General features: G+C 60.1%; 26 protein-coding genes. 10 read left to right on the forward strand and 16 right to left on the reverse strand.

Going from position 1 to position 25,624, the window contains the following annotated elements; genetic code table 11:
• Positions 1-17: 17 nt before the first annotated feature.
• The 4 genes from phoU to IU397_RS04205 are packed head-to-tail and all read left to right on the forward strand — an operon-like array spanning position 18 to position 3,307.
• Positions 18-731 (forward strand): phosphate signaling complex protein PhoU, encoded by a 714-nt coding sequence (phoU, locus tag IU397_RS04190; protein ID WP_204411044.1) that lies wholly within the window; start codon positions 18-20, stop codon positions 729-731.
• Positions 731-1,426: a phosphate regulon transcriptional regulator PhoB gene (gene phoB / locus IU397_RS04195; protein ID WP_204411046.1), complete on the forward strand. Its 696-nt coding sequence runs from the start codon at positions 731-733 to the stop codon at positions 1,424-1,426. The genes phoU and phoB overlap by 1 nt, the downstream gene beginning before the upstream one ends.
• A 54-nt stretch (positions 1,427-1,480) precedes the next feature.
• Positions 1,481-1,951: a GNAT family N-acetyltransferase gene (locus IU397_RS04200; protein WP_204411048.1), complete on the forward strand. Its 471-nt coding sequence runs from the start codon at positions 1,481-1,483 to the stop codon at positions 1,949-1,951.
• Positions 1,952-2,011: 60 nt separating this feature from the next.
• Entirely contained in the window at positions 2,012-3,307 is a 1,296-nt protein-coding gene (locus IU397_RS04205; RefSeq protein WP_204411050.1) for a glutamine synthetase family protein, read from the forward strand.
• Here the strand turns inward: IU397_RS04205 and IU397_RS04210 are convergent.
• Positions 3,304-3,987 carry an HAD family phosphatase gene (locus IU397_RS04210; RefSeq protein WP_204411052.1) on the reverse strand — a complete coding sequence of 228 codons (684 nt, stop codon included), beginning with the start codon at positions 3,985-3,987 and terminating at the stop codon, positions 3,304-3,306. The genes IU397_RS04205 and IU397_RS04210 overlap by 4 nt on opposite strands.
• Before the next feature lie 183 nt (positions 3,988-4,170).
• Here IU397_RS04210 and IU397_RS04215 point away from each other — a divergent pair, with 183 nt between their 5' ends.
• Positions 4,171-5,475, forward strand: coding sequence for a cytosine deaminase (locus IU397_RS04215; protein WP_204411055.1), 1,305 nt, complete (start codon positions 4,171-4,173; stop codon positions 5,473-5,475).
• A gap of 176 nt (positions 5,476-5,651) precedes the next feature.
• Here the strand turns inward: IU397_RS04215 and IU397_RS04220 are convergent, their stop codons facing one another.
• The 12 genes from IU397_RS04220 to IU397_RS04275 all read right to left on the reverse strand — a co-directional run bounded on the left by IU397_RS04220 (position 5,652) and on the right by IU397_RS04275 (position 20,173).
• On the reverse strand, positions 5,652-6,662 hold the full coding sequence (locus IU397_RS04220) for a class I SAM-dependent methyltransferase (RefSeq protein ID WP_204411057.1): 1,011 nt from the start codon (positions 6,660-6,662) through the stop codon (positions 5,652-5,654).
• A gap of 265 nt (positions 6,663-6,927) precedes the next feature.
• Positions 6,928-7,290 carry a hypothetical protein gene (locus IU397_RS04225; RefSeq protein ID WP_204411060.1) on the reverse strand — a complete coding sequence of 121 codons (363 nt, stop codon included), beginning with the start codon at positions 7,288-7,290 and terminating at the stop codon, positions 6,928-6,930.
• The gene (locus IU397_RS04230) at positions 7,238-7,441 is read right to left on the reverse strand and encodes a hypothetical protein (RefSeq protein WP_204411062.1); all 204 of its coding nucleotides are present in this window, start codon (positions 7,439-7,441) and stop codon (positions 7,238-7,240) included. The genes IU397_RS04225 and IU397_RS04230 overlap by 53 nt, the downstream gene beginning before the upstream one ends.
• On the reverse strand, positions 7,438-8,433 hold the full coding sequence (locus IU397_RS04235) for an ABC transporter ATP-binding protein (protein WP_204411071.1): 996 nt from the start codon (positions 8,431-8,433) through the stop codon (positions 7,438-7,440). Before IU397_RS04235 ends, IU397_RS04230 begins: the two co-directional genes overlap by 4 nt.
• On the reverse strand, positions 8,430-9,422 hold the full coding sequence (locus IU397_RS04240; protein ID WP_204411073.1) for an ABC transporter ATP-binding protein: 993 nt from the start codon (positions 9,420-9,422) through the stop codon (positions 8,430-8,432). Before IU397_RS04240 ends, IU397_RS04235 begins: the two co-directional genes overlap by 4 nt.
• Positions 9,419-10,603: an ABC transporter permease gene (locus tag IU397_RS04245; protein ID WP_204411075.1), complete on the reverse strand. Its 1,185-nt coding sequence runs from the start codon at positions 10,601-10,603 to the stop codon at positions 9,419-9,421. The genes IU397_RS04240 and IU397_RS04245 overlap by 4 nt, the downstream gene beginning before the upstream one ends.
• A 1-nt stretch (position 10,604) precedes the next feature.
• Positions 10,605-11,615, reverse strand: coding sequence for an ABC transporter permease (locus IU397_RS04250; RefSeq protein ID WP_204411077.1), 1,011 nt, complete (start codon positions 11,613-11,615; stop codon positions 10,605-10,607).
• Between the two features lie 83 nt (positions 11,616-11,698).
• Positions 11,699-13,741 carry an ABC transporter substrate-binding protein gene (locus tag IU397_RS04255; protein ID WP_204411079.1) on the reverse strand — a complete coding sequence of 681 codons (2,043 nt, stop codon included), beginning with the start codon at positions 13,739-13,741 and terminating at the stop codon, positions 11,699-11,701.
• 118 nt (positions 13,742-13,859) lie between these two features.
• Entirely contained in the window at positions 13,860-16,304 is a 2,445-nt protein-coding gene (locus tag IU397_RS04260) for an FAD-dependent oxidoreductase (RefSeq protein WP_204411081.1), read from the reverse strand.
• A gap of 76 nt (positions 16,305-16,380) precedes the next feature.
• Positions 16,381-17,130: a hypothetical protein gene (locus IU397_RS04265; protein ID WP_204411083.1), complete on the reverse strand. Its 750-nt coding sequence runs from the start codon at positions 17,128-17,130 to the stop codon at positions 16,381-16,383.
• Positions 17,127-19,589, reverse strand: coding sequence for an FAD-dependent oxidoreductase (locus IU397_RS04270; RefSeq protein ID WP_204411085.1), 2,463 nt, complete (start codon positions 19,587-19,589; stop codon positions 17,127-17,129). Before IU397_RS04270 ends, IU397_RS04265 begins: the two co-directional genes overlap by 4 nt.
• 14 nt (positions 19,590-19,603) lie before the next feature.
• A complete protein-coding gene (locus tag IU397_RS04275) occupies positions 19,604-20,173 on the reverse strand; it encodes a helix-turn-helix domain-containing protein (RefSeq protein WP_204411088.1) in 570 nt (189 codons plus the stop codon).
• Between the two features lie 242 nt (positions 20,174-20,415).
• On the opposite strand from IU397_RS04275, the gene IU397_RS04280 reads away from it, so the two are divergent.
• Positions 20,416-20,562 carry a hypothetical protein gene (locus IU397_RS04280; RefSeq protein WP_204411090.1) on the forward strand — a complete coding sequence of 49 codons (147 nt, stop codon included), beginning with the start codon at positions 20,416-20,418 and terminating at the stop codon, positions 20,560-20,562.
• Between the two features lie 42 nt (positions 20,563-20,604).
• On the opposite strand, the gene IU397_RS04285 is transcribed toward IU397_RS04280, so the two are convergent.
• Positions 20,605-21,054, reverse strand: coding sequence for an NUDIX hydrolase (locus IU397_RS04285; protein WP_204411092.1), 450 nt, complete (start codon positions 21,052-21,054; stop codon positions 20,605-20,607).
• 93 nt (positions 21,055-21,147) lie between these two features.
• Here IU397_RS04285 and IU397_RS04290 point away from each other — a divergent pair, with 93 nt between their 5' ends.
• From IU397_RS04290 to IU397_RS23560, 3 genes are read left to right on the forward strand one after another with little or no spacing between them, the layout of a single operon-like run.
• Positions 21,148-21,618, forward strand: a complete 471-nt coding sequence (locus IU397_RS04290; RefSeq protein WP_204411094.1) for a DUF302 domain-containing protein — start codon at positions 21,148-21,150, stop codon at positions 21,616-21,618.
• Positions 21,619-21,633: 15 nt separating this feature from the next.
• Entirely contained in the window at positions 21,634-22,101 is a 468-nt protein-coding gene (locus IU397_RS23555) for a DUF4291 family protein (RefSeq protein WP_204411096.1), read from the forward strand.
• 10 nt (positions 22,102-22,111) lie between these two features.
• On the forward strand, positions 22,112-22,447 hold the full coding sequence (locus IU397_RS23560) for a DUF4291 family protein (protein WP_204411098.1): 336 nt from the start codon (positions 22,112-22,114) through the stop codon (positions 22,445-22,447).
• An 88-nt stretch (positions 22,448-22,535) separates the two neighbouring features.
• On the opposite strand, the gene IU397_RS04305 is transcribed toward IU397_RS23560, so the two are convergent.
• Positions 22,536-22,796, reverse strand: a complete 261-nt coding sequence (locus IU397_RS04305; RefSeq protein ID WP_204411100.1) for a hypothetical protein — start codon at positions 22,794-22,796, stop codon at positions 22,536-22,538.
• A gap of 192 nt (positions 22,797-22,988) precedes the next feature.
• Complete coding sequence (gene xsc / locus IU397_RS04310; protein WP_204411102.1) at positions 22,989-24,770, reverse strand: sulfoacetaldehyde acetyltransferase; 1,782 nt, start codon at positions 24,768-24,770, stop codon at positions 22,989-22,991.
• Positions 24,771-25,202: 432 nt separating this feature from the next.
• Here xsc and IU397_RS04315 point away from each other — a divergent pair, with 432 nt between their 5' ends.
• On the forward strand, positions 25,203-25,601 hold the full coding sequence (locus IU397_RS04315; RefSeq protein ID WP_204411104.1) for a GFA family protein: 399 nt from the start codon (positions 25,203-25,205) through the stop codon (positions 25,599-25,601).
• Positions 25,602-25,624: the final 23 nt, after the last annotated feature.

The raw sequence follows: 25,624 nt of genomic DNA on the forward strand, positions 1-25,624 counted from the left end.
ACTGGAGTTCAGTCCACATGCAAGATCCACACATCTCCGCGGCATTTGACCGGGACCTTGAAGCGATCCAAGCCATGATCATGAAAATGGGGGGCATGGTGGAAGCCGCCATCGTCGAGGCCGCCGACAGCCTTGAACGCCGCGATATGGAGATGGCCGGTCGGGTCCGTCTGAACGACAAGGCCATCGATGAGTTGGAAGAGCAGGTGAATGAGGAAGTCGCCCGTCTTTTGGCCCTGCGCTCCCCCGTCGCCAGCGATCTGCGCACTGTCCTGTCGGTCATGAAGATTTCGGGCAATTTGGAACGGGTCGGAGATTACGCCAAGAATATCGCCAAGCGTACAGCGGTGCTGATCGATTTGCCGCAGGTTGATGGCGCGACCTCTGCCATCCGCCGCATGGCGCGTGCGGTTGAGGCAATGCTGAAAGATGCTCTTGATGCCTATATCCAGCGCGATGCTGATCTGGCCGAGGATGTGCGCAACCGCGACGTCGAGGTAGATCAGATGTATAATGCGCTTTTCCGGGAGTTTCTGACCCACATGATGGAAGATCCGCGCAACATCACGTCGTGCATGCATTTGCATTTCATCGCCAAAAATATCGAACGGATGGGGGACCACGTCACCTCGGTCTCGGAACAGGTGATTTACCTGGTGACCGGTGAAGCGCCCGATGATGAACGACCCAAAGGCGATAGCACGGCCTATGAAAAGCTTGAGATACAGTAATGGCACCGCCTGCTGAGCAGCCGACGGTCCTGGTCGTCGAAGATGAGCCAGCCCAAAGGGAGGTTCTGGCCTATAATCTGGAGGCCGAGGGTTTCCGTGTGAGCCGGGCCGAGAATGGCGAGGAAGCGTTGATCCTGGTCGATGAGGATGCGCCTGATATCATCGTGCTTGATTGGATGTTGCCCCGCGTGTCAGGTATTGAGGTTTGCCGCCGGTTGAAGATGCGCAGCGATACGCGCAGCGTGCCGATCATCATGTTGAGCGCGCGCAGTGAAGAGGTTGACCGGGTGCGCGGGCTGGAAACCGGCGCCGATGACTATGTCGTAAAACCCTATTCCGTCATTGAATTGATGGCTCGCGTGCGGGCACAGCTTCGACGGACCCGCCCGGCCAGCGTGGGCAGTCGTTTGGAATTTGACGACATCCTGCTGGATGCGGAAACCCACCGGGTGTTCCGCGCAGGCGAAGCGCTGAAGCTGGGACCGACCGAATTTCGCCTGCTGAGCACGTTCATGGAAAAACCTGGACGCGTCTGGAGCCGGGAGCAATTGCTGGACCGGGTCTGGGGACGCGACATCTATGTTGATACCCGCACCGTTGATGTGCATATCGGGCGGCTGCGCAAGGCGCTGTGCCAGCATGGCGGCGAAGACCCCGTGCGCACGGTCCGTGGAGCGGGTTATGCGCTGGGCTGAGGGGATCCGGGGGACTGAGGATTTTGTGCCTTCGGCGAGGATATTTTCAGACACATGATGGGGGCAGCTGTGGCGGTATGCCGGACATTGGGTCGCGAGGATTATTCCGATGCCATCGCACTTTATCGCGATTTGTCGGTTGACGTGCCCGTGGCGGACGGGGCCCTGGGGGCAGAGATGTTCGGTGCGCTCATCGACCATCCCGGCACATCGGTCCTGGGGGCCGACATCGGCGGGCGCGTCGTTTCGATGGCCACGTTGCATGTGCTGCCCAACATGACCTATGGCGGCAGGCCCTATGCCCTGGTCGAGAATGTGGTCACCTTGAAGAGCCATCACCGGCAAGGCTTGGGCCGCCAGGTGATGGAGGCGGTTGCCGCGACCGCCTGGGAACAGAACTGCTATAAGATCATGCTTTTGACCGGGCGGTACAATGTCGCCAAGGGGTTTTACGAGCGGTTGGGTTACACTGCTGGTGAAAAGCACGGGATGGTTTTGCGCCGGGCACATCCACCGCCGCCATGACCCCTTGCCAGTCCCGCGCCGATGCCGATGATCGGGTGGAGTTGCGAAAGGGGTTTGCAGATGAGTATCGCGCTGCGGGAGCTGCCGGAGGGCACCCATACGGTCGTTCTGGGATTGGGCGATCTGAACGGGATCATGCGGGGCAAACGCATTCCGGCGCGCCAGTGGCCCACGGTCTGTGCTGATGGCAATGCCTTTTCGTCGGTCCTGTTCGCGATGGATATGACCTGCGATGTGTGGGACACCCCCTTTGCCAATTTCGACAATGGCTTTCCCGACTTTCACATGTGGCCCCTGTCACAACCCGCCGCATTGCCATGGGAGCCGGGCGTGGCGCTGTCTTTTGGTCGGGCCGTGGATGTGGGCCATGATGCCTTGCCGCTTGACCCGCGCCAGGCGCTGGTGCGGCAGGTAGAGCGCGCCGCCCGGATGGATATCGATGTTCAGGTCGGGACGGAGCTGGAATTTTACCTGCTGGACCCAGCCACCCATCTGCCGCGCGATAGGGGGATTAGTGTCTACGGCCTGGACCGGGCTGCGGAATTGGAACATGTGCTGGGTCCGATCCGTCGCCAGATCAATGAATTTGGCATTCCCATCGAACAATCGAACCCGGAATATGCGGCGGGTCAGGTCGAAGTGAATATCCGATATGATACAGCCCTGCTTGCCGCGGATCGGGTGGTCATGTTTCGGTCCCTGGTCAAGCAACTGGCGGGGTGTCACGGCTACAAGGCCACGTTCATGGCCAAGCCATTCCACGATCAATCCGGGAACGGTTTTCATTGTCATTATTCGCTGTGGCGGGATGGGCGAAATCTGTTGGCGGATGGCGGTGCGCTGTCGGAGATCGGGCGCCATGTGATCGGGGGCTTGCAGCGCCGTATGGCCGAGGCCGCGATCTGTGGCAGCGCCACGGTGAACGGGTACCGCCGCCGGGTGCCTTATTCGTTTTGTCCGGTCAACACGGCATGGGGGATCGATAATCGGACGGCTGGGCTGCGCGTGATCGAAGGGCAGGACAAGGCCGTGCGGGTGGAAAAACGCGATGCAGGCGCGGATTGCAATCCGTATCTGTTGCTCGCCAGCGATATTGCCGCCGCGCTTGACGGGATTGAACAGCGGATGGAGCCGACGGATCCGACCCCCGACAGCGCGTATAAAAGCGCCAGCGCGGGCCCCATTCCCACGGATCTGGGCGATGCAATCCGCCAGGCAGCGACCTCAGACTGGTTGCGCGCGGTTCTGGGCGACACGCTGCATACCCTCGTTTTGCAGCAGGCGCGGCGCGAATTGGCTTTTTTCGCAGATCAGGTCACACCGATGGAGCGAGACCGATATCTGGACGCCTTTTAGGCCGCGCCGCGCAAGGTATTGGTCAGAAACGGCTTGATGGACTGGCGCAAATCGGACGTGCATACATGATCGGCACTCGTGTAATCATGGTCCATCGTGTTGGCGCCTGGAAATGCCATGACCTTGGCGCCGAACTGCCGACCGGCCTGGATCCCATCGACATTGTCTTCGATGATCAAACAGTGTTCCGGTGAGACGTCCAACGTTTTGGCGGCAAACGTGAAACAGGCCGGGTCAGGTTTGCCCTTGTTCACATCCTTGGCCGTGACGACCAGGTCAAACAGGTCTTTGCCAATCCCATCGGCCAGTGCATCCAGGATCTGGGACACGTTCTGGGGTGACGTCGTTGTCACCAACGCGACCGGTATGCCTTGGGCGCGCGCGTCGGTGATGCCGGCCAGAACGCCCATGCGGGGCTGCAGGGTGCTGGCGGCCAGCTCTTCTTGGAAGAATTTGGATTTGGTGGCGTGGATTGCAGCTGTATCTACGTGCTCTCCCCGCTTTTTGGCGAAGGCGTCGATGCGGTTCTGGCCGCCGGATGTCGATAACATGGTCCGATACGTGTCGCGCCCCCAGATCCATGTCAGACCATGGGCAGCAAAGGCTTTGTTGAACGCAGCTCGCTGGATTTCGGACGTCTCAGCGAGTGTTCCAATGGATCCAAAGAAAAGCGCGCGCATGGGGTATCCTTTCAAGGGGCCGCCGATATTTGACGTAACGACGCCGATATGCAGCATGTGACTGATATTGATACGGTCCAAGACTGCCTTTGGTTCCGATACGTTGCCAAAATATTTGGGATGAATAAGCTGTCGTGACAGCGGTGGCGGGCAGGTCAGCGCCAGGACGTTGAAGGGGATAGTATGGCGTTTGACCTGATCTTGACCGGCGCGGTTTTGCCGGACGGACGACTGGGGCAGGATATCGGTATTGTCGAGGGCAAGATTGCCCAGATTGCCGCGGATCTGCCACGGGACGGTGCCGAGGTTATGGATGTCACGGGGCATCTGGTCACGCCGCCTTTCGTTGACGCCCATTTCCATCTGGATGCCACGCTGAGCATCGCGGGCGCGGATGAGGTGAATGAGACGGGCACCTTGGCGGATGGCATTGCCCTGTGGGAGGAGATGTCGGCGGCCATGACCGCCGATGATTATCGCGACCGGGCATTGCGATATTTCGACATCGCGGTGAGCCAGGGTTTGCTGGCAGTGCGGACCCATGTGGATGTGACCGATGCCAATCTTGTGGCGGCCCAGGCCCTGGCCGAGGTCAAGCGCGAGGTTGCGGATTACATCGATCTGCAATTGGTGGCCTTTCCCCAGATGGGGTTTTTCTGCCGCCCGGACATGGATGACAGCATTCGCACGGTGTTGGATCTGGGGTTTGACGTGGTGGGCGGCGCGCCGCATCTGGAACAGACGGCGGCGTTGGGGCGCGCCTCGATCACCGCGTTGTGCGAGATTGCGGCAGAGCATGACGCAATGGTCGATATGCATTGTGACGAGAATGACGATCCCGCCTCCCGCCACATCGAGACGCTGGTTCATGAGACGCGCAGGTTGGGATTGGAAGGGCGGGTGACGGGCTCTCACCTGACATCGATGCACTCCATGGACAATTTCTATGCGGCGCGGCTGATCACACAGATGGCCCAGGCCGAGATGAATGTGATCGTGAACCCGGCCGTTAATCTGCACCTGCAGGGGCGGTATGACACCTATCCAAAGCGGCGTGGCCTGGCCCGTGTGCCGGAACTGATGCAGGCGGGCTGTGCCGTGGCTTTTGCCCAGGATTGCGTGATGGATCCGTGGTACCCGCTGGGCCGGGGATGCCTGCTGGACATTGCCTATCTGGGTGCCCATGCCTGCCATCTGATTGAGCCAGCCGGTTTATGGGCCTGTTTCGAGGCGGTCACGGATGTTCCAGCGCAGATCATGGAGTTGGATCATCTGGGCCTCGCCGTCGGCAAAAGTGCCGATCTGGTTGTTCTGGAGGCGCGAGATCCGGCAGAGGCGATCCGCCTGCGCGCGCCCCGTCGGGCCGTGATCCGTCGGGGCCAGATCATCAGTCAAACCCCTCCGGCCCATGCGCGCCTGACATTGCCGGGTCGGCCTGAACGATTAGATTTAATGCATGCTTTCCATCCCGCGCCCGATGGGCCCTGAGCCGTGGATGAGACGACGGTCACCGGGACTTGTCATTTGCGGGTGAGACGGCGCAGGATACTTGGTTTCAATTCCGCACTTGAGATCTTCACACTCAGGCAGTGCTTTTTGGAAAAGAGTGTGCTTGACATAAAGGCCGCCCGGCGCGCCATGCGCCACGGGGAGGGTATACGCCCTCAACCGGGGCTGCGTGTCCAACCGATCCGTGCCAAAAGCCCGGCAGGCCGCGTGATCCTGGCCTGTGACCGGGAATGTGTGACCTGGGCCAGTACGCTGTTTTGCTTGGGGTGACCCGGGCGGGCGATGATATGTGACCAGAGCCGCGCCAGATCTTCGGGTCCGTGAAAGGCAAAGCGGGCATCCAGTTTCAGGTGCTTCACCTCTGCCGCGGCCTTATGGTCAACCAATGCGCGTTCAAACAAGACCTCATAGCCCGCATCCCGGATCATCGCCATGTAATCGGCGTGGCGCAGGCGATTGGTGTAGTCCTGCGGGTTCAGACACAGCCATGACCAGGCCCGGTCGGAATAGCGCAGGAAATCCAGCCGGCTCAGCGCAGTGTCGCGATGGGCGCGGTGATCGGAATGGTCGATCCCGTGGGAGATCAGGCCGCCCGGGTTCAACACGGCGCGGCTGTGCATCAGGATGCGGCGAATCTCGCGCGGGGTGATATGCTCCATCACTGTGTGGCTGACAATCGCGTCGACCTTGAACGTGGCCCGTCGGTAATCCAGCGGTGTGTGATAGGACAGGCCCAGATCTGCCAACCGCTGTTCAAATGTGCCGGTGGTTCCCCTGTCCAGAAGAGTGGCAATCTGGCTTTCGGGGCAGTCCAGCCGCCGGGCCAGATCCTCGCTGCGCGCCCTTAGAAATGATCGGGCGGCCTCCAGCGTGTCCAGATCCATCAGGCGGTGCGTGTCAGACAGATGCACATGGCGGGCCCCGGCCAGCCGCAGCATCAGAGGTATGACCGGATACCATCCGGTTCCAACCTCAAGGATGTCGGCATCTGCCAGATCCAGTCCGGATTTCTGCAGAAACTGGATCTGATCGAACCCGCCGGAATAGACGGAAGCCTCATGGATGCGATGGGTCTTGCCCGTCACCCGCCGTTTCAGGCGTCGCATCGTATTCTGAAATGGCAGCACCGCCGCAATGGCGTTTTTTGCCCAATGAATTTGCCACATGGCGTAACCCCCAACTCAATATCTACTAAATCTAGCTCAACACCGTTGGAATAAATACGGTCATAGGGTCGCTTTTATTCACTGAATTGGGGGTAATCGTATGTTTTTCTGTGGATAGCTCTTGGTAAAAATCAATGGCTGTGTAGGAAAGCCAGGGAACCTGTGGGGTTTTGGGGTAAAACGCGACTTCTGAAAACGTATTTCAACCTTTTGGAGAATCAGGTTGCCGGGATCAGGCATTGCGACCTGTCCAAGGTGATGGCCCTCAAAGCCGAGCGAAGAGTATCACCAGACCGCGATCATTCGCATCGTCGTGATCCACATCTTCGTAAATTGCGATATCATGGAACTGGACGGGGGAGATCTGGCTATGGATCACGAGCAACGCCAGTGCGGAGCCAAACCCAGTTGCGTCATGAACCGCCGGAAGGGTGCCACAACAGGACATGGCACCCGGCCGGGTAAGGTGCACAAGCTCCGACAAGCAATCCGGCCCGGCATGGCCATGGGTAAACGTCCCGCCGGAGATCACGGCGCCATAGGCCGCATCGTCCATTGTCAGCGGTTTAGTCAGATCACCTTCGATCAGATCGCGATCGATCCCCCTGGGTCGGGCTATATTCAGCATTGATCTTCAATCGCGCAATGTCGCGCCGCACGACATAGCCTTTGGCGGTGCCAAAACTGCCGTCACAGGTTTCGGCCCAATCGCGATGAAGGGCGCGCGTTTCCGTGCTGTTGCTCAATCCGTAGGCGCGGTCGAGGTTACGGTCGGTCATGCGGGCAGCGTCTCCTTCCAGAAATGGCAGGCCACGGTGCCTCCGCCGGACACATCCTCCATCTTGGGTTCTTCCGTTTTGCAGCGATCCCGTGCGACCGGGCACCTGGTATGGAACCTGCATCCTGACGGAGGATCGGCCGGAGACGGGATATCACCGGTCAAACGCTGTGCCGTCCTGGCCGCATCCGGGTCCAACGACGGGATCGCCGAGAGCAGCGCGCGGGTATAGGGATGGCGGGGCCGGGCGAACAGATCGGCAACTGGCGCCTGTTCGACGATTTGCCCCAGATACATGACCGCGACCTGGTCACAGGTATGCGCCACCACACTCAAATCATGGCTGATGAACAGAAATGTCAGATCCAGATCGCGTTGCAGGGATTTGAGCAGGTTCAGGATATCTGCCTGGATCGAGACATCGAGCGCCGCAACACTTTCATCCGCCACCACAAAGCTGGGTGTGCTGACCAGCGCACGGGCGATGCTGATCCGCTGCCGCTGCCCGCCGGAAAAGGCATGCGGATAGCGGCGCAGGTGTTCCAGATTCAGGCGGCATTTCCGGGCGATGTCGCGGACACGGGCATCCGTTTCCATGCGCGATGATGTCAGGCCCATCACCTCCAATGGTTCGGCGATGATATCGCGCACGGTCATGCGGGGGCTGAGGGCGGCATAGGGATCTTGAAAGATCAATTGCGCGCGCTTGCGGTAGTCTTTCAAGGCGCGACCCCGCAGGCGGGCCACGTCATGGCTGACCTCTTCGTCATCGAACCGGATTTCCCCGGTTGAGATCGGCGCGGCCTTCAGGATCGCCCGGCCCAGCGTCGTCTTGCCGGATCCGCTTTCGCCGACCAGACCGAAAAAGCTGCCTTTCGGGATATCAAGCGACACGTTGTCCAGCGCCTTTAACACAGCTCCGCGGCCCAGCACGGTGCGACCCAGGGGGTAATGCACGCCAAGCGCGCGTACCTGAACCAGCGGTGCGGTCATGCCGGCACTTCCAGGGCGAAACACGATGCGTGGTGGGTCGCGGTGACCTGGGTGACCGAAGGCACGGTCATACCGCAGATGCCTTTGACCGCCTGGGCACAGCGGGTGTGAAAGACGCAGCCCGCCGGGCGATCCAGCGGGCCCGGAATATCTCCCGGGATCGGGATGAGGGGCGCGGTCAGATCATCCAGCTGGGGCAGGGCGGCCAGCAGCCCCCTGGTATAGGGATGGGCAGGATGGCGCAGGACATCGCGCACCGCGCCGGTTTCCACCAGCTTGCCCAGATACATCACCGCCACCCGGTCGGCCGTCTGGGCGATCACACCCAGGTCATGGGTAATGAACAGGATGCCCATGCCGAACTCGGCCACCAGATTTTTCATCAGGTCAATCACCTGGGCCTGGATCGTGACATCCAGCGCGGTGGTGGGCTCATCGGCGATCAACAAGGCAGGCTTGGTCGACAGCGCCATGGCAATCATCGCGCGTTGCCGCATCCCGCCCGAGAATTCGAACACATACTGATCGAACCGTTTGACTGCGTCGGAAATGCCGACCCGTGTCAGCATCTCGACCGATAGGTCGCGGGCGGCGCGGCGGCTGAGGTCGGTATGGATGCGCAACTGCTCGACCATCTGCTGGCCCACGGTGAGGGCGGGGGCGAAACTGGCCATCGGTTCCTGAAAGATCATCGAGATGGCGCCGCCTCGGATCACGCCCATATGCCGCTCGCGGCGCAGGCCCAGAACGTCAACCGGATCCTGTCCCCGCGGGGACAGGGTGATCTTGCCGGGACCCCCATAGATTGCATTGCCGCCATTCAACTGCATCAGCGACTTGGCCGTCACCGACTTGCCGGATCCGCTTTCGCCGACCAGCCCCAGGATCTCTCCGGCGGCCAGGTCAAAGGACACGCCGTCAACCGCCGTCACGACCCCCTCGTCGGTTTGGAACTGAACGGTCAGGTCACGGACCGAGAGCAGGGTCATTTCCGCTGGCTCCCATAGGGATCAGCCGCGTCACGCAACCCGTCACCCACGAACACGAAGGCCATGACAAGCGTGATGAAGAAAATCACCGGGATGAAGTACCACTGATAATTCAGCAAAACATCCGCCTGGCATGTGTTCGACAGCAATACGCCAAGCGATGTGACCGGGTCCTTCAACCCCAACCCGATGAAAGACAGGGCGGTTTCCGACAGCACCATATAAGGGAACGAGATCACCAGATCGACGATGATATAGCTCGTGAACGAGGGCAGCAGATGTCGCCGGATGATATGGCCTGGCCCTGCGCCAGACAGTTGAGCGGCCAGCACGTATTCCTGATTGCGCTCCACCAGGATATGGGTGCGGATCCGGCGGGCGAGGGTGGGCCAGCCGATCAATCCAAGGATCAGGGAAATGTAAAAAAACCGCGCCTCTGCCGAAACAGTGTCTGGCAGAAACGCGGCCACCGCCATGAAGAGCGGGATCGATGGCACGGTGCGGATCGCATCGGTCACCATCTGGATCACCCCGTCGATGATGCCGCCGAAATAGCCCGCGACCCCGCCGATAATCAGGGCGAGGCTAAAGCTGATCAGCACACCCAGCGTGCCCACGGCCAGCGAGGTTTTGATCGCATGCAGCGTCCGGCTGAAGATGTCCTTGCCCGTATCATCCGTGCCAAAGAGGTGGATCTTACCACTATCCACGCCAAACAGATGTGTCGTCATTGTCAGTCCGAAGAGGCGATACCGGTCGCCTTGAACGAACCACTGGACGTAGCGGCGGTCTGCCGTGTCGATGCTTGTTACCCATCGAAAGTTGGTCTCGATCGACCTTTCGCGCTTGGTCCCGTAGATGAACGGCCGGGCCGAACAACCCGCCGCGTCGCAAAACCGGGGGATCTGCGGCGCGCCGTTGGTGTAGCCCTTGTCACGGCCTGCGATGGTCGGATCGTAGGGCGACAGAAACGGTGCAAAAAGGCCCATCAAAACGAGGGTCAACAAGATGAAACCGGCCGTCAATGCGGTTCCGTTGCGCCGGAACCGCGCCCAGATCAATTGCCGTTGGGAGGCCGTGAAATAGGCTTCTTTCCGGTTCTCCTGCCGGATCTGTTTGCGCGTGACCTTGTTTGCCTTTGGCCCCGCGTCACGACGTTTTCGACCGGTGATTATCGCCATCCTATGTTCCGATCACCGATTTGCGCATGCGCGGATCGATCAGGGCCAAGGCGATATCGGTCAGGAAGTTGAGGCCGACGATGGTGGCGGTCAGCAGAAAGATGATCGCACCGGCAAGCTGTTGGTCATTGGACCGGGCAAGTGCCTCGATCAGCAGCGCGCCGGCCTCGGTCAGGGTCAGGATCAGGGCGACGATGGGCAATTCGTTGAAAATCCGGTTCAGGTCAAACCCCAGCGAATTGATGATTGGCCCCAAGGCGTGGCGCGCCGGATAGCGCCAGCGCAGCCGCCGCCCGTACAGTCCGCGCGCCCGGGCCGCCGTCACATAAAGCTTGCCGTTTTCGTCCAGCATCAAGGCCCGCACCGTCTGCAAGGCAAAAGCGGTGGCTGACCAACCCAGGATAAAGATCGGCAGCCAGACGCGGCTGAGGAAGTCCTGCACCTTGGCCATCGACCAGGGCGCATCGCGAAACTCCTTGCTGAAAAGCCCGGTCAGGCTGTCCCCGAAATAAACGGTCGAGGCCAGCATGATCAGCAGTGCCAACAAGAAGTTCGGCAAGGCGAGCCCGAGATAGGATACAAATCGCAACGATCCGTTCAGCCATACGCTGTTGGAACTGGCGGCGATGATGCCCACCGGGATAGCGATGAGATAGGCCAACAAAAGGGCGGTCAGGCAGATCGCGGCGGATATCAGGAATTTGTCACCCAGCAACTGGTTGATGCCGACCCGTAAGATGCAGCTTTCCCCGAAATCTCCACGCAACACCACGTTGCTGACCCAGCCGGTCCAGCGCGTCATGAATGGTTGATCCAGGCCCAGCCGAGCCTCTTCCGCTGCGATGTCCTCCCGCGTCAGGTTTTGTCCTTGGGTGTTTTTGTAGGCCAGGTAACGCTCGGCACAATTGCCGGGCACCAGTTCCATCAGGGAAAACACGATCAGCGATACCAAGAGCAGGGTGGTGGCGGCCATGGCCGCCCGGATCACCACAAATCTCAGAAACGCCGCCATTGATCGACCCCCATCACCAAACAATCGGCGTTGGTCCGGCCCATGGCAAGGGCCGAGACAGGGAACCGCCACGGCCCATGGAGTTAACTTTCGTCAGACAGGAACCATTGGGTCGCGCGGTAGGGGTAGGTACGATAGTATTCATAGCTCCAGGTCTGGAACTCCGGCACATTCACCAGCGCGTTGCGGTGATAGATCGGCGCAGGTGCCAGGACGGTGCCAATGAACAGCATGTTTTCGGCAAAGTTTTCGGCGATGCGTGTCCCGATCTCTGCCTGTTCGGGTGAGCCGGGGACAGCCTGTTGAAACGCCTCGATATCGCTGGCCATGTCCTTGGCAAATTGCGGCGGCTCAAGGCCGGCACTGCCGTCGCTGTCCATCCATTCGGCCCATTTCATGCCAACCCGGTGATCGAAGTAGGAGCCATAGGGCGGAACGAACCGCTCGCTCGACCCAAGTGCGATGGCGACCGGCGTACCCTGGGCCCAGATACCCACATCCAGTTCATTGGCGGATTGCGCTGCGCGGTATTCGTCCGGCGTGACCTCCTTGACGGTGGTCTGGATGCCAATATCGGCCCAGTTTTGCGCCACGAATTCAACCACTTCACCGGCCACGCCTTGGGTTGCGAACTGCATGTTGAGCGTCAACTTGTCACCATTAGGCAATTCGCGAAACCCGTCACCATCTGTGTCGGCCATGCCAAGGGCATCCAAAGCGGCCTTCGCGCTGTCGGGGTCGTGGGCGATGCCGGTGGTTGTAAACGCGGCCGCGTAATCCGGGTTCGGCGAGAAACCGGTATAGGCCATCGGAGTGCCTTGGCCAAAGAATGCGACCTCGTTTAACTCATCCCGGTCGATGGCGTTAGACATGGCCCGGCGAAAGCTGACATCGCCAAAGACAGCGCGCTTGGCCTCATCATCGGAGGTGACGTTAAAGCTGAAAAGTGGCATCGCGATCTGCGGTTTCAGCTGGATCGTGTAATCACCACTTTCCTGGTTTTCCAGCAGCAGCGGGGCGGATGGCAACTGAACCGACTGCGATTTGTAATCGACCTCAGCATTGACCAGCTTGAGGATCCGTACCTCATTGTCGTTAATGTAGACTTCGTCCTGGCGAGAGATATAGGGCAGTTGCTGACCGGTCGGGTCGATTTGGTGGAAGTACGGATTGGCGACCAACCGGCGCCCCTCGGTCGTGTCGGCGACGTAGATGTGGCTTTCCAGCGTTGGCTGCGTCCCATAGGGCAACTCCGCCGCCTTGGCCGGGTCGCGCAGCATCGGGCTCGGCGTGTCGGTCCAGTCCGAATTACCGTAGTAGAAGCTGATCAATGCGTAACCGCTGTCAAAGCCGAACGCTGCCGCCTTTTCGTCGGCATCCTCGGCGAGGGCCGGGTGGAACTGCCCAAGGAAATGCGCAGGCTGAAACGGCTGGGCATAGCTGGTTGCGAAATGTACCAGCAAGCCCGGCTTGGGGGTTGCGAGGATGAATTTAAAGGTCGTCTCGTCGACGACCTCGATCTGGATCGGCTCCCCACCGGCCAGCACGTAATCCTTGGGCTTTTCAATGACCTCGGGGTCCAGTGCCAGGTTTTCCAGCCAGAACCGCACATCCTCAGACGTAAAAGGCGCCCCGTCAGACCATTTGTGACCCGCCCGCAAGGTGATGGTCAGCTCTGTGAAATCGTCGTTCCAGGACCAATTCTTGGCGATATTCGGGACGATCGTTTCCAGGTCGTCGCTGTAGCGGACCAGGTTCACATGGCGTACCGACAGAAAGTCGGATGTCCCGGCCTCGGTGGCGTTTGACAGCGCGTCGAGCGTGCCGCCATAGCGGCCAACTTCGGTGTAGGGGATGATGACCAGAGGCTCCGCTGGCAATCGCTCGGCCAGGGGCGGCAAGTCAGGGTTGCCCTGGATCTCCCCGTTTAGCACTGCGATGTCGGGGTTTTCCGAGAACGTCATCTCGCACCCGGCAGCCTCCTGAAATTCAGCCAATTCAAACTGTTGCGGATAGTCGCCTGCCGATATGTTGCCCATATCCGCGACAGTGATCGCCGGGCAGGTCGCCAAGGCGGCGGTGGATGTGAGCAGCAGTGCCACTGCGCTTGCGCCAAAATACGTCATGATGTCCCCCGTACAGCTATGACCGAGGGACACCAGTAACATGACAGCCATGTGACAGGCTACAAACAGCCTGCCAGGTAACTCTTTTTTACCGTCGCAAATCGATGGGCCGGGCCGATCAAACCTTCACGCGCTCCGATTTGGGGTCGTACATCGGCTTGAGGGACGCTTCCGCCATGACCCGGGTGCCCGCCACGTCGATCTCGAACGTGGAGGCGAGGATGTCGGCAGGCTTTTCGCCCGGACAAGGGACATAACCCATGCCCATCGCGCCACCCAAGGCATGTCCATAGGCGCCCGAGGTCAGGTAGCCCACCGTTTCGCCATCTCGCAGGATTGGTTCGTGGTGGTACAGAAGTGGCTCGGGATCTTTCAGACGGAACTGGATCAGGCGTTGCCCCAGCCCGCCTTCTTTCTTGCGCAGAACGGCGTCGCGCCCGATGAAACTGGGCTTGGTCGTTTTGACGGCAAAGCCAAGGCCTGCTTCCAAAACATGATCTTCGCATGTGATGTCATGGCCGAAATGGCGGAAGCCTTTCTCGATCCGGCAGGTATCCATCATGTGCATCCCGCACAGGCGCAGGCCCATGTCGAACCCAGCTTCGGCAAGGGTTTCAAAGACATGGCCGCACATGTCGGTTTTGATGTAAAGTTCCCAACCCAACTCGCCGACATAAGTGACGCGGTGGATCCGGGCGAGGCCCATGCCAATCTCGATCCGTTGGGCCGTGCCAAAGGGGTTCGCTTCGGTCGAGAAATCGGCGGGAGAAACGCGCTGCAGCAATTCGCGCGACCGCGGCCCCATGATCGCCAGAACGCCCTCGGCGGGCGTGACATCGGTGATGACCACGTTGAAGTCGCCCACATGGCGGCGCATCCAGGTCTGATCGGCCAGGCGCGTGGCGGCGGGCGTGACGACCAGATAGGCGGTTTCCGACAGTCGGGTTACTGTAACATCGGCCTCTATGCCCCCGTGATTATTCAAGAATTGGGTATAGATGATTTTGCCAATCGGTACCGAATAATCGCCGCCGCCGACATAGTTCATGAACGCTTCGGCGTCGCGCCCTTCCACCCGGATTTTGCCGAATGACGACATGTCATACATGCCGACATTCTGGCGGACGGCCATGTGTTCTTCGCGGACGTTGTCGAAGAAGTTCTGGCGTTGCCAGCTGTATTCATAGACGGCGTCCTGGGCTTCGCGGGCAAACCAGTTTGCGCGCTCCCAGCCCGCGAATTCACCCATGACAGCCCCGCGTTCCAGCAGATGTTCGTGAAACGGGGTGCGACAAATGCCGCGGGCGGTGGTTTTCTGGCGGAACGGGTAGTGGTCGGCATAAAGCAGGCCCAGGGTTTCCTTAGACCTTTCAAAGAGATACGTTTTATTGCCCTGGAAAGGCTGCATACGCGAGATATCGACATCGCCTAGATCAAAGGGTTTGTCGCCGGTATCCATCCACTCGGCGAGGGCCATCCCAGCGCCACCGGCCGATTGGATACCGATGGAATTGAAGCCCGCGGCGACCCAGACGTTGTCCATTTCTGGTGCCAAACCAAGGTGATAGGCGTCGTCGGGGGTGAAGCTTTCCGGCCCGTTAAAGAAGGTATGGATGCCAGCTTCGGCCAGCATGGGCATGCGGTTGACCGCGGCCTCTAGAATTGGTTCGAAATGGTCGAAATCTTCGGGCAGTTGGTCGAATTCAAAGGTCTTGGGGATGCCGTCCATGCCCCAGGGTTTGGCTTCGGGTTCGAACGCGCCCAGCAGCATTTTGCCGGCGTCTTCCTTGTAATAGGCACATTCATCGGGAACGCGCAGAACGGGCAATTGTTTAAGCCCTTCAATGCTTTCCGTGACGATGTAGAAGTGTTCACACGCATGGAGCGGCACGTTGACTCCTGCCATCTTGCCCACCTCATGGGCCCACATACCACCGCAATTGACAACATGATCGCACGCGATTTGACCGGTGGAGCCATCCTCGGCCTCCCAATCGACAGAGGTGACGCGGGTGCCGGTGCGGTTGATGCCGGTGACGGCGGTCTTCTCGAACACCCGGGCCTGGCGCTGGCGGGCGCCGCGGGCGAGGGCGAGGGCGATGTTGGCCGGGTCGCCTTGGCCATCTTTCTCAAGGAAAACAGCACCTTGTATATCGTCGCAATTAAGATGCGGGTACATCTTTTTGACCTCGTCAGGGGTGATGCGTTCCACATCGACACCAAAGGCACGGGCCATGGAGGCTTGGCGCGAGATCTCTTCCAGGCGGTCCTCGGTCAGCGCGACGGTGATGGAGCCGTTGCGCTTAAAGCCCGTGGCAACCCCGGTTTCCGCTTCGAGATCGCCGTATAACTCTTGGGAATACTTGGAGAGTTTTGTCATGTTCTTGGTCGCGCGCAACTGCGCGATCAGACCCGCCGCATGCCAGGTCGTGCCAGAGGTCAGCTGTTTACGTTCCAGCAGGACAACATCGGTCCAACCCTTCTTGGTCAGATGGTAGGCAACGGAACAACCAATCACGCCGCCACCGATGATGACGACACGTGCGTGAGTAGGCAAAGTCATGGGCGTTCTCCGAAGGATGGTGCGCAAATGCGGATACACATTCTATGCACATGGGATGCACAAACCATGCGCATGGTTACTGCGTTGGATTTTCAGGAAAGGTCGCGACGTAGCGGTAGCGGGCCCGGCTGTCGCCGCCGGTATTGCGCCATTCGGTCTGTACCTGACTGGTGTCGAGCAGGCGGTTCATCTCGGCCTCGACCTCGGGGTCATTCGCGTTTTCATTGTCATCGCGGGTGACGATAAACTCTGACAGGCGCACCTGCGTCTGGATGTCGAACACCATGTCGAACTCTGCCGTGCCAGTGGCGGAGAGGTCGTAGACACCGCCGCCCAAGTGATCGAGCGCGAGGGACAGGGTTTCGATCCCGCCATGGAAGAATTGGTAGATCGCTGCGGGCATTTGCGTGGGCGCGCCCGGCATTTTCTCCTCCGGGTAGCTGAGCCGGTAGCCATCAAGGGCACCTGCGTCACGGCTGACCAGTTTGTCGAGCGAGATGTCGAGCCATTCGGTGTAGAACCGAGGCTCTAGCGTGTAAGCGAAGTCTTCGTCGCCCGCCTCCTTGGGTGCGGCGGTAACCTCGATGGACAGGCTGATCATCTCTTCGGGCCAGGAATCGAGCGTGCGGTAGAGCACCATCTCCGTCGAGGCGATGTCCAACGTGGCCTGGGAGACGTCATCCATCTGAAATTGGAATGATCCGTTTGCAGAGGCGGGGCTGAGCGTTGCGGTCAAAGCAATCACTCCAGCAATTGCAGCGCGGGTTATGGTTTGAGGGGCAGGCGGGATGATCCCCGCCTGGCGCCAATCAGCCAGCCTGGTCATGCCCGGAGACGGGCATTTTCAGGGTCCCACAGGGGCGCGTCAGGTTCGACCGTGGCGGGCATACGCTCGCCAAAGATCTCAACCTCGACCTGGGTGCCGGGCTCGGTCAAGTCAGTGCGCAACATCCCCAGCGCAATCGACTTTCCGACCCGGTAGCCCCAACCGCCGGACGTGGTTTCGCCAACAACTGTATCCCCCGACCAGATGTTGGACATGTAAGGCGCATCGTGGCCATTGGCCTGAACCGTGAGTGTGACGAAGCGCTTTTTGACGCCCTGCTGCTTTTGGTTGAGGAGGGCTGTCTTTCCTGGGAAATCCTGGGGCTTGTTCAGGCGGACGAACCGGTCCAGCCCGCCTTCGAGCAGGGTGTAATCGGTCGAAAGGTCGCCCTTCCAGGCGCGGTAACCCTTTTCGAGGCGCAGGCTGTTGAGGGCATACATCCCGAAGGGTTTCAGCCCGTGGGGCTGACCAGCCTGCTGCAGCATGTCGTAGATGGCCGCGGAGTCCTCGATCTTGCTGTGGACCTCCCATCCCAGTTCACCGGCAAAGGAAACCCGGACAAGCTGCACCCAGATGTCACCCAATTGGGCGGATTGATGGGTGAGCCACGGCTGCGTCAGGTCGGCCTTGGTCACGCTGCTGAGGATGTCGCGCGATTTCGGGCCGGTGAGGACGGCGCAGGTGAAATCATCGGTGACATCGGTGATGGTGAAAGCCGCATCATCCGGGCGGTGCTTTTTTAGAAATTCAAAGTCGTGCCACTGGGCCGGGGCGGCGGTGATGAGGAAGAAAAAGTCATCGCCCAGGCGCATCCCCGACATCTCTGTCACGATGCGGCCGCGGGTGTCAGCGAAGTAGAGGAGGCCGATGCGCCCGACCTTGGGCAGGGGACCGGCGGTCAGCCCGCGCAGGAATTCGGCGGCACCGTCCCCCTGCAGGCGGTAGCGAGAGAAGCCGGGCAGATCGAGCAGACCAGCGGCATCGCGCACGGCTTCACATTCTTCGCGGATGCGTTCTTCCCACGGGCCGGAACGGGCCCAGGTCAGGGTGCTTTCCTCGGTCGTGTCATCGCCGGGCTTGGCGAACCAGTTGGCGCGCTCCCACCCATTGTAGCAGCCCAAGACCGCGCCTTGTTCGACGATTTTGGCGTGGTTGGGCGACAGCTTTTTGTTGCGGGCCGCAGGCCATTCGTGGTGCGGGAAGTGCATGGCATATTCGTGGCCATAGGTTTCTAGCGCTTTTTTCTCGCTATAATCGGCATCGGCATGGCCGGTGAAGCGGCGGGGATCGACGGCCCACATATCCCATTCGGTTTCGCCATGGATGATCCATTCGGCCAAAACCTTGCCCGCGCCGCCGCCCTGGACGATGCCAAAGGTAAATGCGTGCGCCTCGAACGCGTTCCGCACGCCCGGCATTGGACCGATGAGCGGCAGACCGTCGGGGGCGTAGGGTATCGGGCCGTTGATGACCCGACCCACGCCGCTGGTGCCCAAAAGCGGCACCCGGCCCATGGCGTCTTCGATGTACCATTCCAGCCGTTCCAGATCGTCGGGGTAAAGCTGGAAGCTGAAATCCTCGGGCATGGGATCTTCGGGCGTGACCCAATGGGCCTTACAGTTGCGCTCATAGGGGCCCAGGTTCAGTCCGTGTTTGTCCTGGCGCAGGTAATAGCTGCTATCGACGTCGCGGATCATGGGAAGTTTGCGGCCATGTTCCTTGGTCCAGGCCTCAATCTCGGGGATTTTCTCGGTCAGGAAATACTGATGCGACATGACGGTGACGGGGGCGTCGCGGCCGCCATGGGGTTTGAACCATTCGGCGACGCGGCCCGCATAGTAGCCCGCGGCGTTGACCACGTATTCGCACCGAATGTCGCCTTTTTCGGTGTGCACGATCCAGTCATGACCATCGCGGCTGACCCCAGTGGCGGGGCAGAAGCGTTGGATATTGGCACCCAGGTCGCGCGCCCCCTTGGCCATGGCCTGGGTCAGCTGGGCCGGGTCGATATCGCCATCGAGCCGGTCCCAAAGGCCCCCCGCCAGGTCATGGGTTTCCATGAACGGGTAGTGGTCCTGCATCTCTTTCGGCGTGAGCATCTCCATCTCAAGGCCCTGGTAGCGGGCCATGCCGGCGACACGTTCGAATTCCTGCATGCGTTCCTTGGTGTGGCCGAGCCGCAGGGCGCCCGTCACGTGGTAGTTCATCGGGTAGTCGACCTTTTCGGCCAGGCCCCGGTACATTTCCAACGAATAGCGCTGCATGTTCATCACTGCCCAGGAGGCGGAGAAGTTGGGGCAATTGCCCGCGGCGTGCCAGGTGGAGCCTGCGGTCAGCTCGTTCTTTTCCAGCAGGACGCAATCGGTCCAACCTTCCATGGCGAGGTGGTAAAGCGACGAGACGCCAACGGCACCGCCACCGATGATGACAACGCGGGCTTGGGTGGGCAATTCAGCCATAATGCTGGTCCTTCTCAGTAAAGCGGGGGCGCGATGACCCAAAGGGCCTGGGCGGCGGTGGCGTAGGGGTTTTCCCAAAGATACGGTTCCGCCCGGATGCGAAAGCTGTCACCGCGTTTCACTTGGAATGGGTGGCCGCCAATCGTCACGTTGAGACGACCCGACAAGATATACCCGATCTCCTCAGTGGGGCGCTGGCGCGGTGTATCGATGCCTGTATGGGGGTGAAAAGTGGTGTGGATCACCTCAAAACTGTCGGTCAGATCGGGGGAAAGCAGTTCCTCCACCATGCCGGGCACGCGTTGCCCGATCGGGCGGCGGGCATCGGCCCGCACGACGCGACCCTGTTCCGGCTCGGGCGCACCGGTTTCACCCAGCACCATCGACACCGGCACATCGTAAAGGGCGGCAAGGCGCTGAACCTCACCCGCCGATGGCGCAGAGAGGCCACGTTCCACTTGGCTCATCCACCCGGTGGAGCGCGACATGTGCTGCGCCGCCTGTTGCAGTGTCAGCCCGCGCACCTTGCGCAGGGCCCGCAGGTCGCCACCGATACTTGCTGCGTGAAACGCCTCGTTCGACATCGAACCCCCGTGAAAAAACGCTGTCATATTTCAACGACGGTTGCGTGAAATTGTCAAAGAATTTTTCACGGTCACTGTGCTTTTATGGGCAAGATTTTGAGCTATGCCCAGGGATTGCCGCGAAACTGCCCGATCCCGTGACGTCTGTTGCCTGAAAAGGGGCGGATTGGGCGGTAAAATTGGATCTGCGACGCACGGCATGGGGCCGAGCATCCGTCGCATTCCGGTCGAAAGGACCTTGGATGAGCAAGCTGACAGTCGCCGCACAACAAGCCGCCGCTGCCTTGGGCGCCAGTCTCACAGCGGCGATGGAGCGCAACGCGAGCACTGCTAGTGATCTGCCTGCCACCTACGCCCTCACGGGGAAAGAGGCCGTTCCGGCAGAGTAGGCCGAACCGTATCTGGACGCTGTAATCGTTGCCGGGCCGCGCCTATCGGTTGATTAGTCGTGACTTGAGGCCGCTGGGAAACAACGCGGCAGCACCGGTATCAAGCTGGCCAAGGTCGAACCAGCGCGCCTTGTGTTCGCTGCCGTTGTCTTCGACGAGGGTAAGGGTTTCGGTGTCGTCACTCCAACCTGGCGGGAATGCGATTTCGGTGGCGAAAACGATCTCATGCCCCGTGACCCCTTCATGGGTAAAGATGTTTTCCATCACCAAAGGTGCGCCGATGATGCTGACGGTCACCTCCAGCTCTTCCTGAAATTCCCGTGTCAACGCGTCTTGCCAGCGCTCCCCAAATTCGACGCCACCACCGGGCGGGCGCACCCCTGTCAGCCGGCCTGCATCGTCACGAACTTCACTGGCCAAAAGGCGACCTTCGCGCCAGTTCAGGCCAAGCGCCAAGACCCGGATCGTATCGTATGGACGCCAGATCGCCATGGTGCGGATCACCTTTATTTGGGGGCCAGACTGTTGTGGTTGCTCATGCATCCCTTAGGATCGCTGGCTTAGGATGCGAAGGGGAGAGATGCCATGCGGTTCGTGATCATTCTATGGGTCAGCGCCCTGCTGGCCAGTATGGCCAGTGCAGAGGATCTAACCCAGCGGGAGGGTTGGGTGGTGATGCCGACCCCTAAGCCGTTTGACCAATTGGTTGATGACGTGAAGGCCGCGGTTACCGCCAACAAAATGGGTGTTGTCACCCAGGCCGGACCCACGGAAGCTGCCAAGGCGCGGGGCATCACAATCCCCGGCAACCGGGTGATCGGGGTGTTCAACAATATCTATGCGGTGCGCATCCTTCAGCTTAGCACGGCCGCCATGATCGAAGCCCCGATCCGAATGTATGTGACCGAAAACGCAGATGGCACCGCGACGCTGTCCTATAAAACACCGACGCTCGTCTTCACACCTTACATGGCGGCTGCAGATCCCGATCTGGCAACCGTCGCGCAAGAGCTTGATGATATCTTCGAAAGCATCGCCCAAGCCGCATTGCAGTAAGTGGGGGTGGCCCGGTTGGCCGCACGCTGTGGCGGGCTGGGGCAGGCGCAAGGCGGCTCCCTTTACTTCGAAAAGATCGGGATTGCCCTGTCAAAGTACGAGATGCCGGGCGCGCGGGAGTTCATCCTGTTTGACAGCCCCATTGCGACGGCGAATGCCGGGCCCCTATCACCCTGTCCATGGCGCGCGACTATTACGTGCAGCAAGAAGATCGGGATCCCGACGAAGATCTGTTGCGACATGGATGGCCGCCAGATCCGCACGATCTTTGACCGTCACACCGTCCGGGTCTACCAGGCCTATCCGCCTCAGATCGCCCGGGCCGCGCTGTCGGCCGGGACCTTTGTTCCCCCGTTCAAGATGGAACGGATGACGTGGATCAAACCATCGTTCTGCCGGATGATGCATCGCTGTGGCTATGGCCGGAAGCCCGGTCAGGAGATGGTTTTGGGCATCGATATCCGACGCAGCGGGTTTTTCTGAGCGTCGGAACATGCCGCCCTGTCGTCTTTTACGCCATCTGTGCCCCCCGGATGGCGCGGCCTGGAAGGCGGGGCTGTCCGCGGCACCGGTGCGGATGCAATGGGACCCTGAGCGGGGCATCCATGCGCAGCGGCTGGACGGGATACGGTCCATCCAAATCGGGCTGAGTGGCGTGGCGGTGACCCGCCATGTTCAGAACTGGATCGTCGGGGCGGAGGATCTGACGGATCTGTCGCAGAAATTGGCCGCCTCTGACCCACATCAGCAGGCGGCGATTGCGACGCCCGCGCGGGATGAGCGGCCATTCCCCATGGATCCTGTTGTGGCGGCGCGCTTGGGCGCCTAATGACATTATCCCCGGGGATCGGGCGATGGACGTTCGAAGGAGAGGGGGGAGGCCAAAAAGATCGCAGACCCACGGACAGCCCGAACCGTTACCTTGTCGTCTGCCCGCCTGGGGTTTGGGCCTTTTCGCTGAGATCAAACAATACGTCGATGAGGTTCGCGGTCCAGACCGTTAAGTCCGTATCGGGAACATCAAAGATGCGTTTGGATCCCAGCGTGTAAAGCTCCATCCATCGGCTGGTGTCAAAGATGATCACCTGATCGCCCCTGCGAAGTTCGATTGCGGAGACCGCAATCCAGCCATGGGATTTGAGTGCCGCGAGGAGCTTGTCCATTTTGGATGTTGTCATGGCGATGGGCCTCGGGATTGCACCATGCAGATGTGCCCAATATATCCTGTTGGCGGTATCTCGACACTCGACATGGCAGAGCGTCGCGGCATCGCAAAGACGGGGCGCGTTTGGCGATGTTGTCCGCAAGTCGCATCGCTGCACGGAAAAAGGGCGAGGAATTCCCCGCCCGTTTCAGTTTGTGATCCCCGCTCATTCAGCGGGTTCGATGACCATGTCGGTTTTGTCGACGCCTGCCACGCGGACGGGCTTTTTCATGGCGTCGCGGCGGAACGGGTCGCCCAGTTCCTGGTTCAGCATGACTTCGATCAGGGTGGTCTTGTTGTTTTCCATCTGATCCTTGATGGCCTGGTTCAGTATATCGGTCAGGTCGTCCATCGTGCGGGCTGCGACGCCTTCAAGGCCACACGCCTTGGCGATGCCAGCATAGCTGACCTTGTCGTCCAGCTCGGTGCCGACGAAGTTATCGTCGAACCATAGGGTCGAGTTCCGCTTTTCCGCGCCCCACTGGTAGTTGCGGAAGACGATCATGGTGATCGGCGGCCATTCAGACCGACCAATGGCCGTCAACTCGTTCACGGCGATGCCAAAGGCACCGTCACCGGCGAAACCAACGACCGGCACATTGGGCTGGCCGATCTTGGCGCCGACAATGGCAGGCAGACCGTAACCACAGGGGCCGAACAGGCCGGGCGCCAGGTATTTGCGGCCTTCTTCAAAGCTGGGATAGGCGTTGCCGATGGCGCAGTTATTGCCGATGTCGGACGATATGATCGCTTCCCGCGGCAAGGCGGCCTGGATCGCGCGCCACGCCATGCGGGGGCTCATCCAGTCGGGCTTGGCCGCGCGGGCCCGCTCGTTCCAGGTGGTGCCCGGATCGTCCTGTTCGTGATCCATGGAACTGAGCTGCTGCGCCCAGGTCGATTTGGTGGTGGCGATCAGGTTCTTGCGATCGGCGCGGCCAGCGTCACCGGCGCCGTCGGCCAGTTGGGCGGTGATGCCCTTGGCGACTTTGGCCGCGTCACCGACGATGCCCACAGTGACCTTCTTGGTCAGGCCGATCCGGTCGGGGTTGATGTCGACCTGGATAATCTTGGCGTTTTCGGGCCAATAGTTGATGCCATAGCCGGGCAGAGTGGAGAACGGGTTAAGGCGCGTGCCGAGGCATAGGACGACGTCAGCCTTGGAGATCAGCTCCATCCCCGCCTTGGATCCGTTATAACCCAGTGGGCCGGCAAACAGCGGGTGCGAGCCCGGGAACGCATCATTGTGCTGGTAGCCGACGCAGACAGGTGCATCGAGTTTCTCGGCCAGCACGCGGGACGCTTCGATCCCACCTTCGGCCAGCACCACTCCGGCGCCGTTCAGGATGACGGGGAACTTGGCCGTTGACAGTAACTTGGCAGCCTCTGCCACGGAGTTTTCGCCACCCGGCGACACTTCAAACTCGATCGGATCGGGGATGTCGATATCAACCACCTGGGTCCAGAAATCGCGCGGAATGTTCAGCTGCGCCGGGCCGGACAGGCGCTTGGCCTTTGAGATCACGCGAGCCAGCACTTCGGCCACGCGGGACGGATCGCGAACCTCTTCCTGGTAGGCGACCATGTCTTCGAACAGTTTCATCTGCTCGACTTCCTGAAAACCACCCTGGCCGATGGTTTTGTTCGCGGCCTGGGGCGTGACCAGCAAAAGCGGCGTGTGGTTCCAGTAGGCGGTTTTCACCGCGGTCACAAAGTTGGTGATGCCAGGGCCGTTCTGCGCGATCATCATCGACATCTCGCCAGTGGCGCGGGTGTAGCCGTCCGACATGAAACCGGCGGAGCCTTCATGGGCGCAATCCCAAAAGGTGATGCCCGCGACAGGAAAGATATCAGAGATTGGCATCATGGCCGAGCCGATGATCCCGAAGGCGTGCTTGATCCCATGGCGCTGGAGTGTTTTGACGAAGGCTTCTTCGGTGGTCATTTTCATGTGTCAGTATCCCCGGCAATCCTGTTGAAAATTTGAGCGTTCTGGTCGTTTATCGTACGATACTAGATGGAACGACGCATCGTTAGGACCAGTTGAAGCGTGCGGTAAGGCCAATATTGAGGCTTCTGGTCTCAATTACTACGCACTTTGTTATTTTGAGCATCGAGGTTGGGCGAACAGTCCTTTGACGCTTTACACCGTCATTCCCAATATAACGTCAACTGCAACGTGTTGTCCGTCATCCCTCTTTGCAGATTTAGAGCGTAGCGCGCTGTGGGTGACCAAACCGCAGGGCGGGTCGACGATTGCATCGAACCCCAACTTGGCCGCCTCTCACTATGCCTGGAGGTCCGTTTCCCGGCCGCGCAAACATGGACCTATAACCCGTTACCTTGTAGATTTTTAGCGAGCTGATTTCCAAAGAGGTGTGTCATGGACCGGTTCTCCGGTGGCTGCGTTTGTGGCAGTGTTGGATTTGTGGCGTCAGGTCTTCCATACCGGGTTGGTCTTTGCCACTGCCTTGATTGCCGCAAGCATCACGGTGCCCTTTTCTATGCTGCAGCGGTGTTCCCTGAGGAGGCTGTCGAAATTGACGGTCAAACACGCGACCATTCGGGGCGGTTTTTCTGTCCGCGATGCGGTTCCAGTGTTTTTGCGCGCAGCGGTGACGAAGTGGAGATCCATCTGGGGTCTCTTTATGCCCCCGACCAGTTAAAACCAACATACGAAAGCTGGGTCATTCGTCGCGAGGCTTGGTTGCCACCGATACCACCTGCAACCCAGTACGAGCGGGACCGGGACGGGGCAGGGCGTGCTGAAGATCGATATTAAAGCCGCGGCCATGCGCGCAGGAT

This window comes from Actibacterium sp. 188UL27-1 (genome assembly GCF_016901225.1).
In the GTDB taxonomy this organism is placed as follows: domain Bacteria; phylum Pseudomonadota; class Alphaproteobacteria; order Rhodobacterales; family Rhodobacteraceae; genus 188UL27-1.

Coding starts and splice junctions, on each gene's coding strand:
- IU397_RS04225 (WP_204411060.1), bottom strand. CDS start 7,290: ATGCTGAATATAGCCCGACCCAGGGGGATCGATCGCGATCTGATCGAA.
- IU397_RS04210 (WP_204411052.1), bottom strand. CDS start 3,987: ATGCGCGCGCTTTTCTTTGGATCCATTGGAACACTCGCTGAGACGTCC.
- IU397_RS04270 (WP_204411085.1), bottom strand. CDS start 19,589: ATGGCTGAATTGCCCACCCAAGCCCGCGTTGTCATCATCGGTGGCGGT.
- IU397_RS04220 (WP_204411057.1), bottom strand. CDS start 6,662: ATGTGGCAAATTCATTGGGCAAAAAACGCCATTGCGGCGGTGCTGCCA.
- IU397_RS04205 (WP_204411050.1), top strand. CDS start 2,012: ATGAGTATCGCGCTGCGGGAGCTGCCGGAGGGCACCCATACGGTCGTT.
- IU397_RS04240 (WP_204411073.1), bottom strand. CDS start 9,422: ATGACCCTGCTCTCGGTCCGTGACCTGACCGTTCAGTTCCAAACCGAC.
- IU397_RS04285 (WP_204411092.1), bottom strand. CDS start 21,054: ATGGCGATCTGGCGTCCATACGATACGATCCGGGTCTTGGCGCTTGGC.
- IU397_RS04275 (WP_204411088.1), bottom strand. CDS start 20,173: ATGTCGAACGAGGCGTTTCACGCAGCAAGTATCGGTGGCGACCTGCGG.
- IU397_RS04290 (WP_204411094.1), top strand. CDS start 21,148: ATGCGGTTCGTGATCATTCTATGGGTCAGCGCCCTGCTGGCCAGTATG.
- IU397_RS04280 (WP_204411090.1), top strand. CDS start 20,416: ATGAGCAAGCTGACAGTCGCCGCACAACAAGCCGCCGCTGCCTTGGGC.
- IU397_RS04200 (WP_204411048.1), top strand. CDS start 1,481: ATGATGGGGGCAGCTGTGGCGGTATGCCGGACATTGGGTCGCGAGGAT.
- IU397_RS04215 (WP_204411055.1), top strand. CDS start 4,171: ATGGCGTTTGACCTGATCTTGACCGGCGCGGTTTTGCCGGACGGACGA.
- IU397_RS04305 (WP_204411100.1), bottom strand. CDS start 22,796: ATGACAACATCCAAAATGGACAAGCTCCTCGCGGCACTCAAATCCCAT.
- IU397_RS04260 (WP_204411081.1), bottom strand. CDS start 16,304: ATGACTTTGCCTACTCACGCACGTGTCGTCATCATCGGTGGCGGCGTG.
- IU397_RS04235 (WP_204411071.1), bottom strand. CDS start 8,433: ATGACCGCACCGCTGGTTCAGGTACGCGCGCTTGGCGTGCATTACCCC.
- phoB (WP_204411046.1), top strand. CDS start 731: ATGGCACCGCCTGCTGAGCAGCCGACGGTCCTGGTCGTCGAAGATGAG.
- IU397_RS04230 (WP_204411062.1), bottom strand. CDS start 7,441: ATGACCGACCGTAACCTCGACCGCGCCTACGGATTGAGCAACAGCACG.
- IU397_RS04245 (WP_204411075.1), bottom strand. CDS start 10,603: ATGGCGATAATCACCGGTCGAAAACGTCGTGACGCGGGGCCAAAGGCA.
- phoU (WP_204411044.1), top strand. CDS start 18: ATGCAAGATCCACACATCTCCGCGGCATTTGACCGGGACCTTGAAGCG.
- IU397_RS04250 (WP_204411077.1), bottom strand. CDS start 11,615: ATGGCGGCGTTTCTGAGATTTGTGGTGATCCGGGCGGCCATGGCCGCC.
- IU397_RS23560 (WP_204411098.1), top strand. CDS start 22,112: ATGCCGCCCTGTCGTCTTTTACGCCATCTGTGCCCCCCGGATGGCGCG.
- IU397_RS04265 (WP_204411083.1), bottom strand. CDS start 17,130: ATGACCAGGCTGGCTGATTGGCGCCAGGCGGGGATCATCCCGCCTGCC.
- IU397_RS04315 (WP_204411104.1), top strand. CDS start 25,203: ATGGACCGGTTCTCCGGTGGCTGCGTTTGTGGCAGTGTTGGATTTGTG.
- IU397_RS04255 (WP_204411079.1), bottom strand. CDS start 13,741: ATGACGTATTTTGGCGCAAGCGCAGTGGCACTGCTGCTCACATCCACC.
- xsc (WP_204411102.1), bottom strand. CDS start 24,770: ATGAAAATGACCACCGAAGAAGCCTTCGTCAAAACACTCCAGCGCCAT.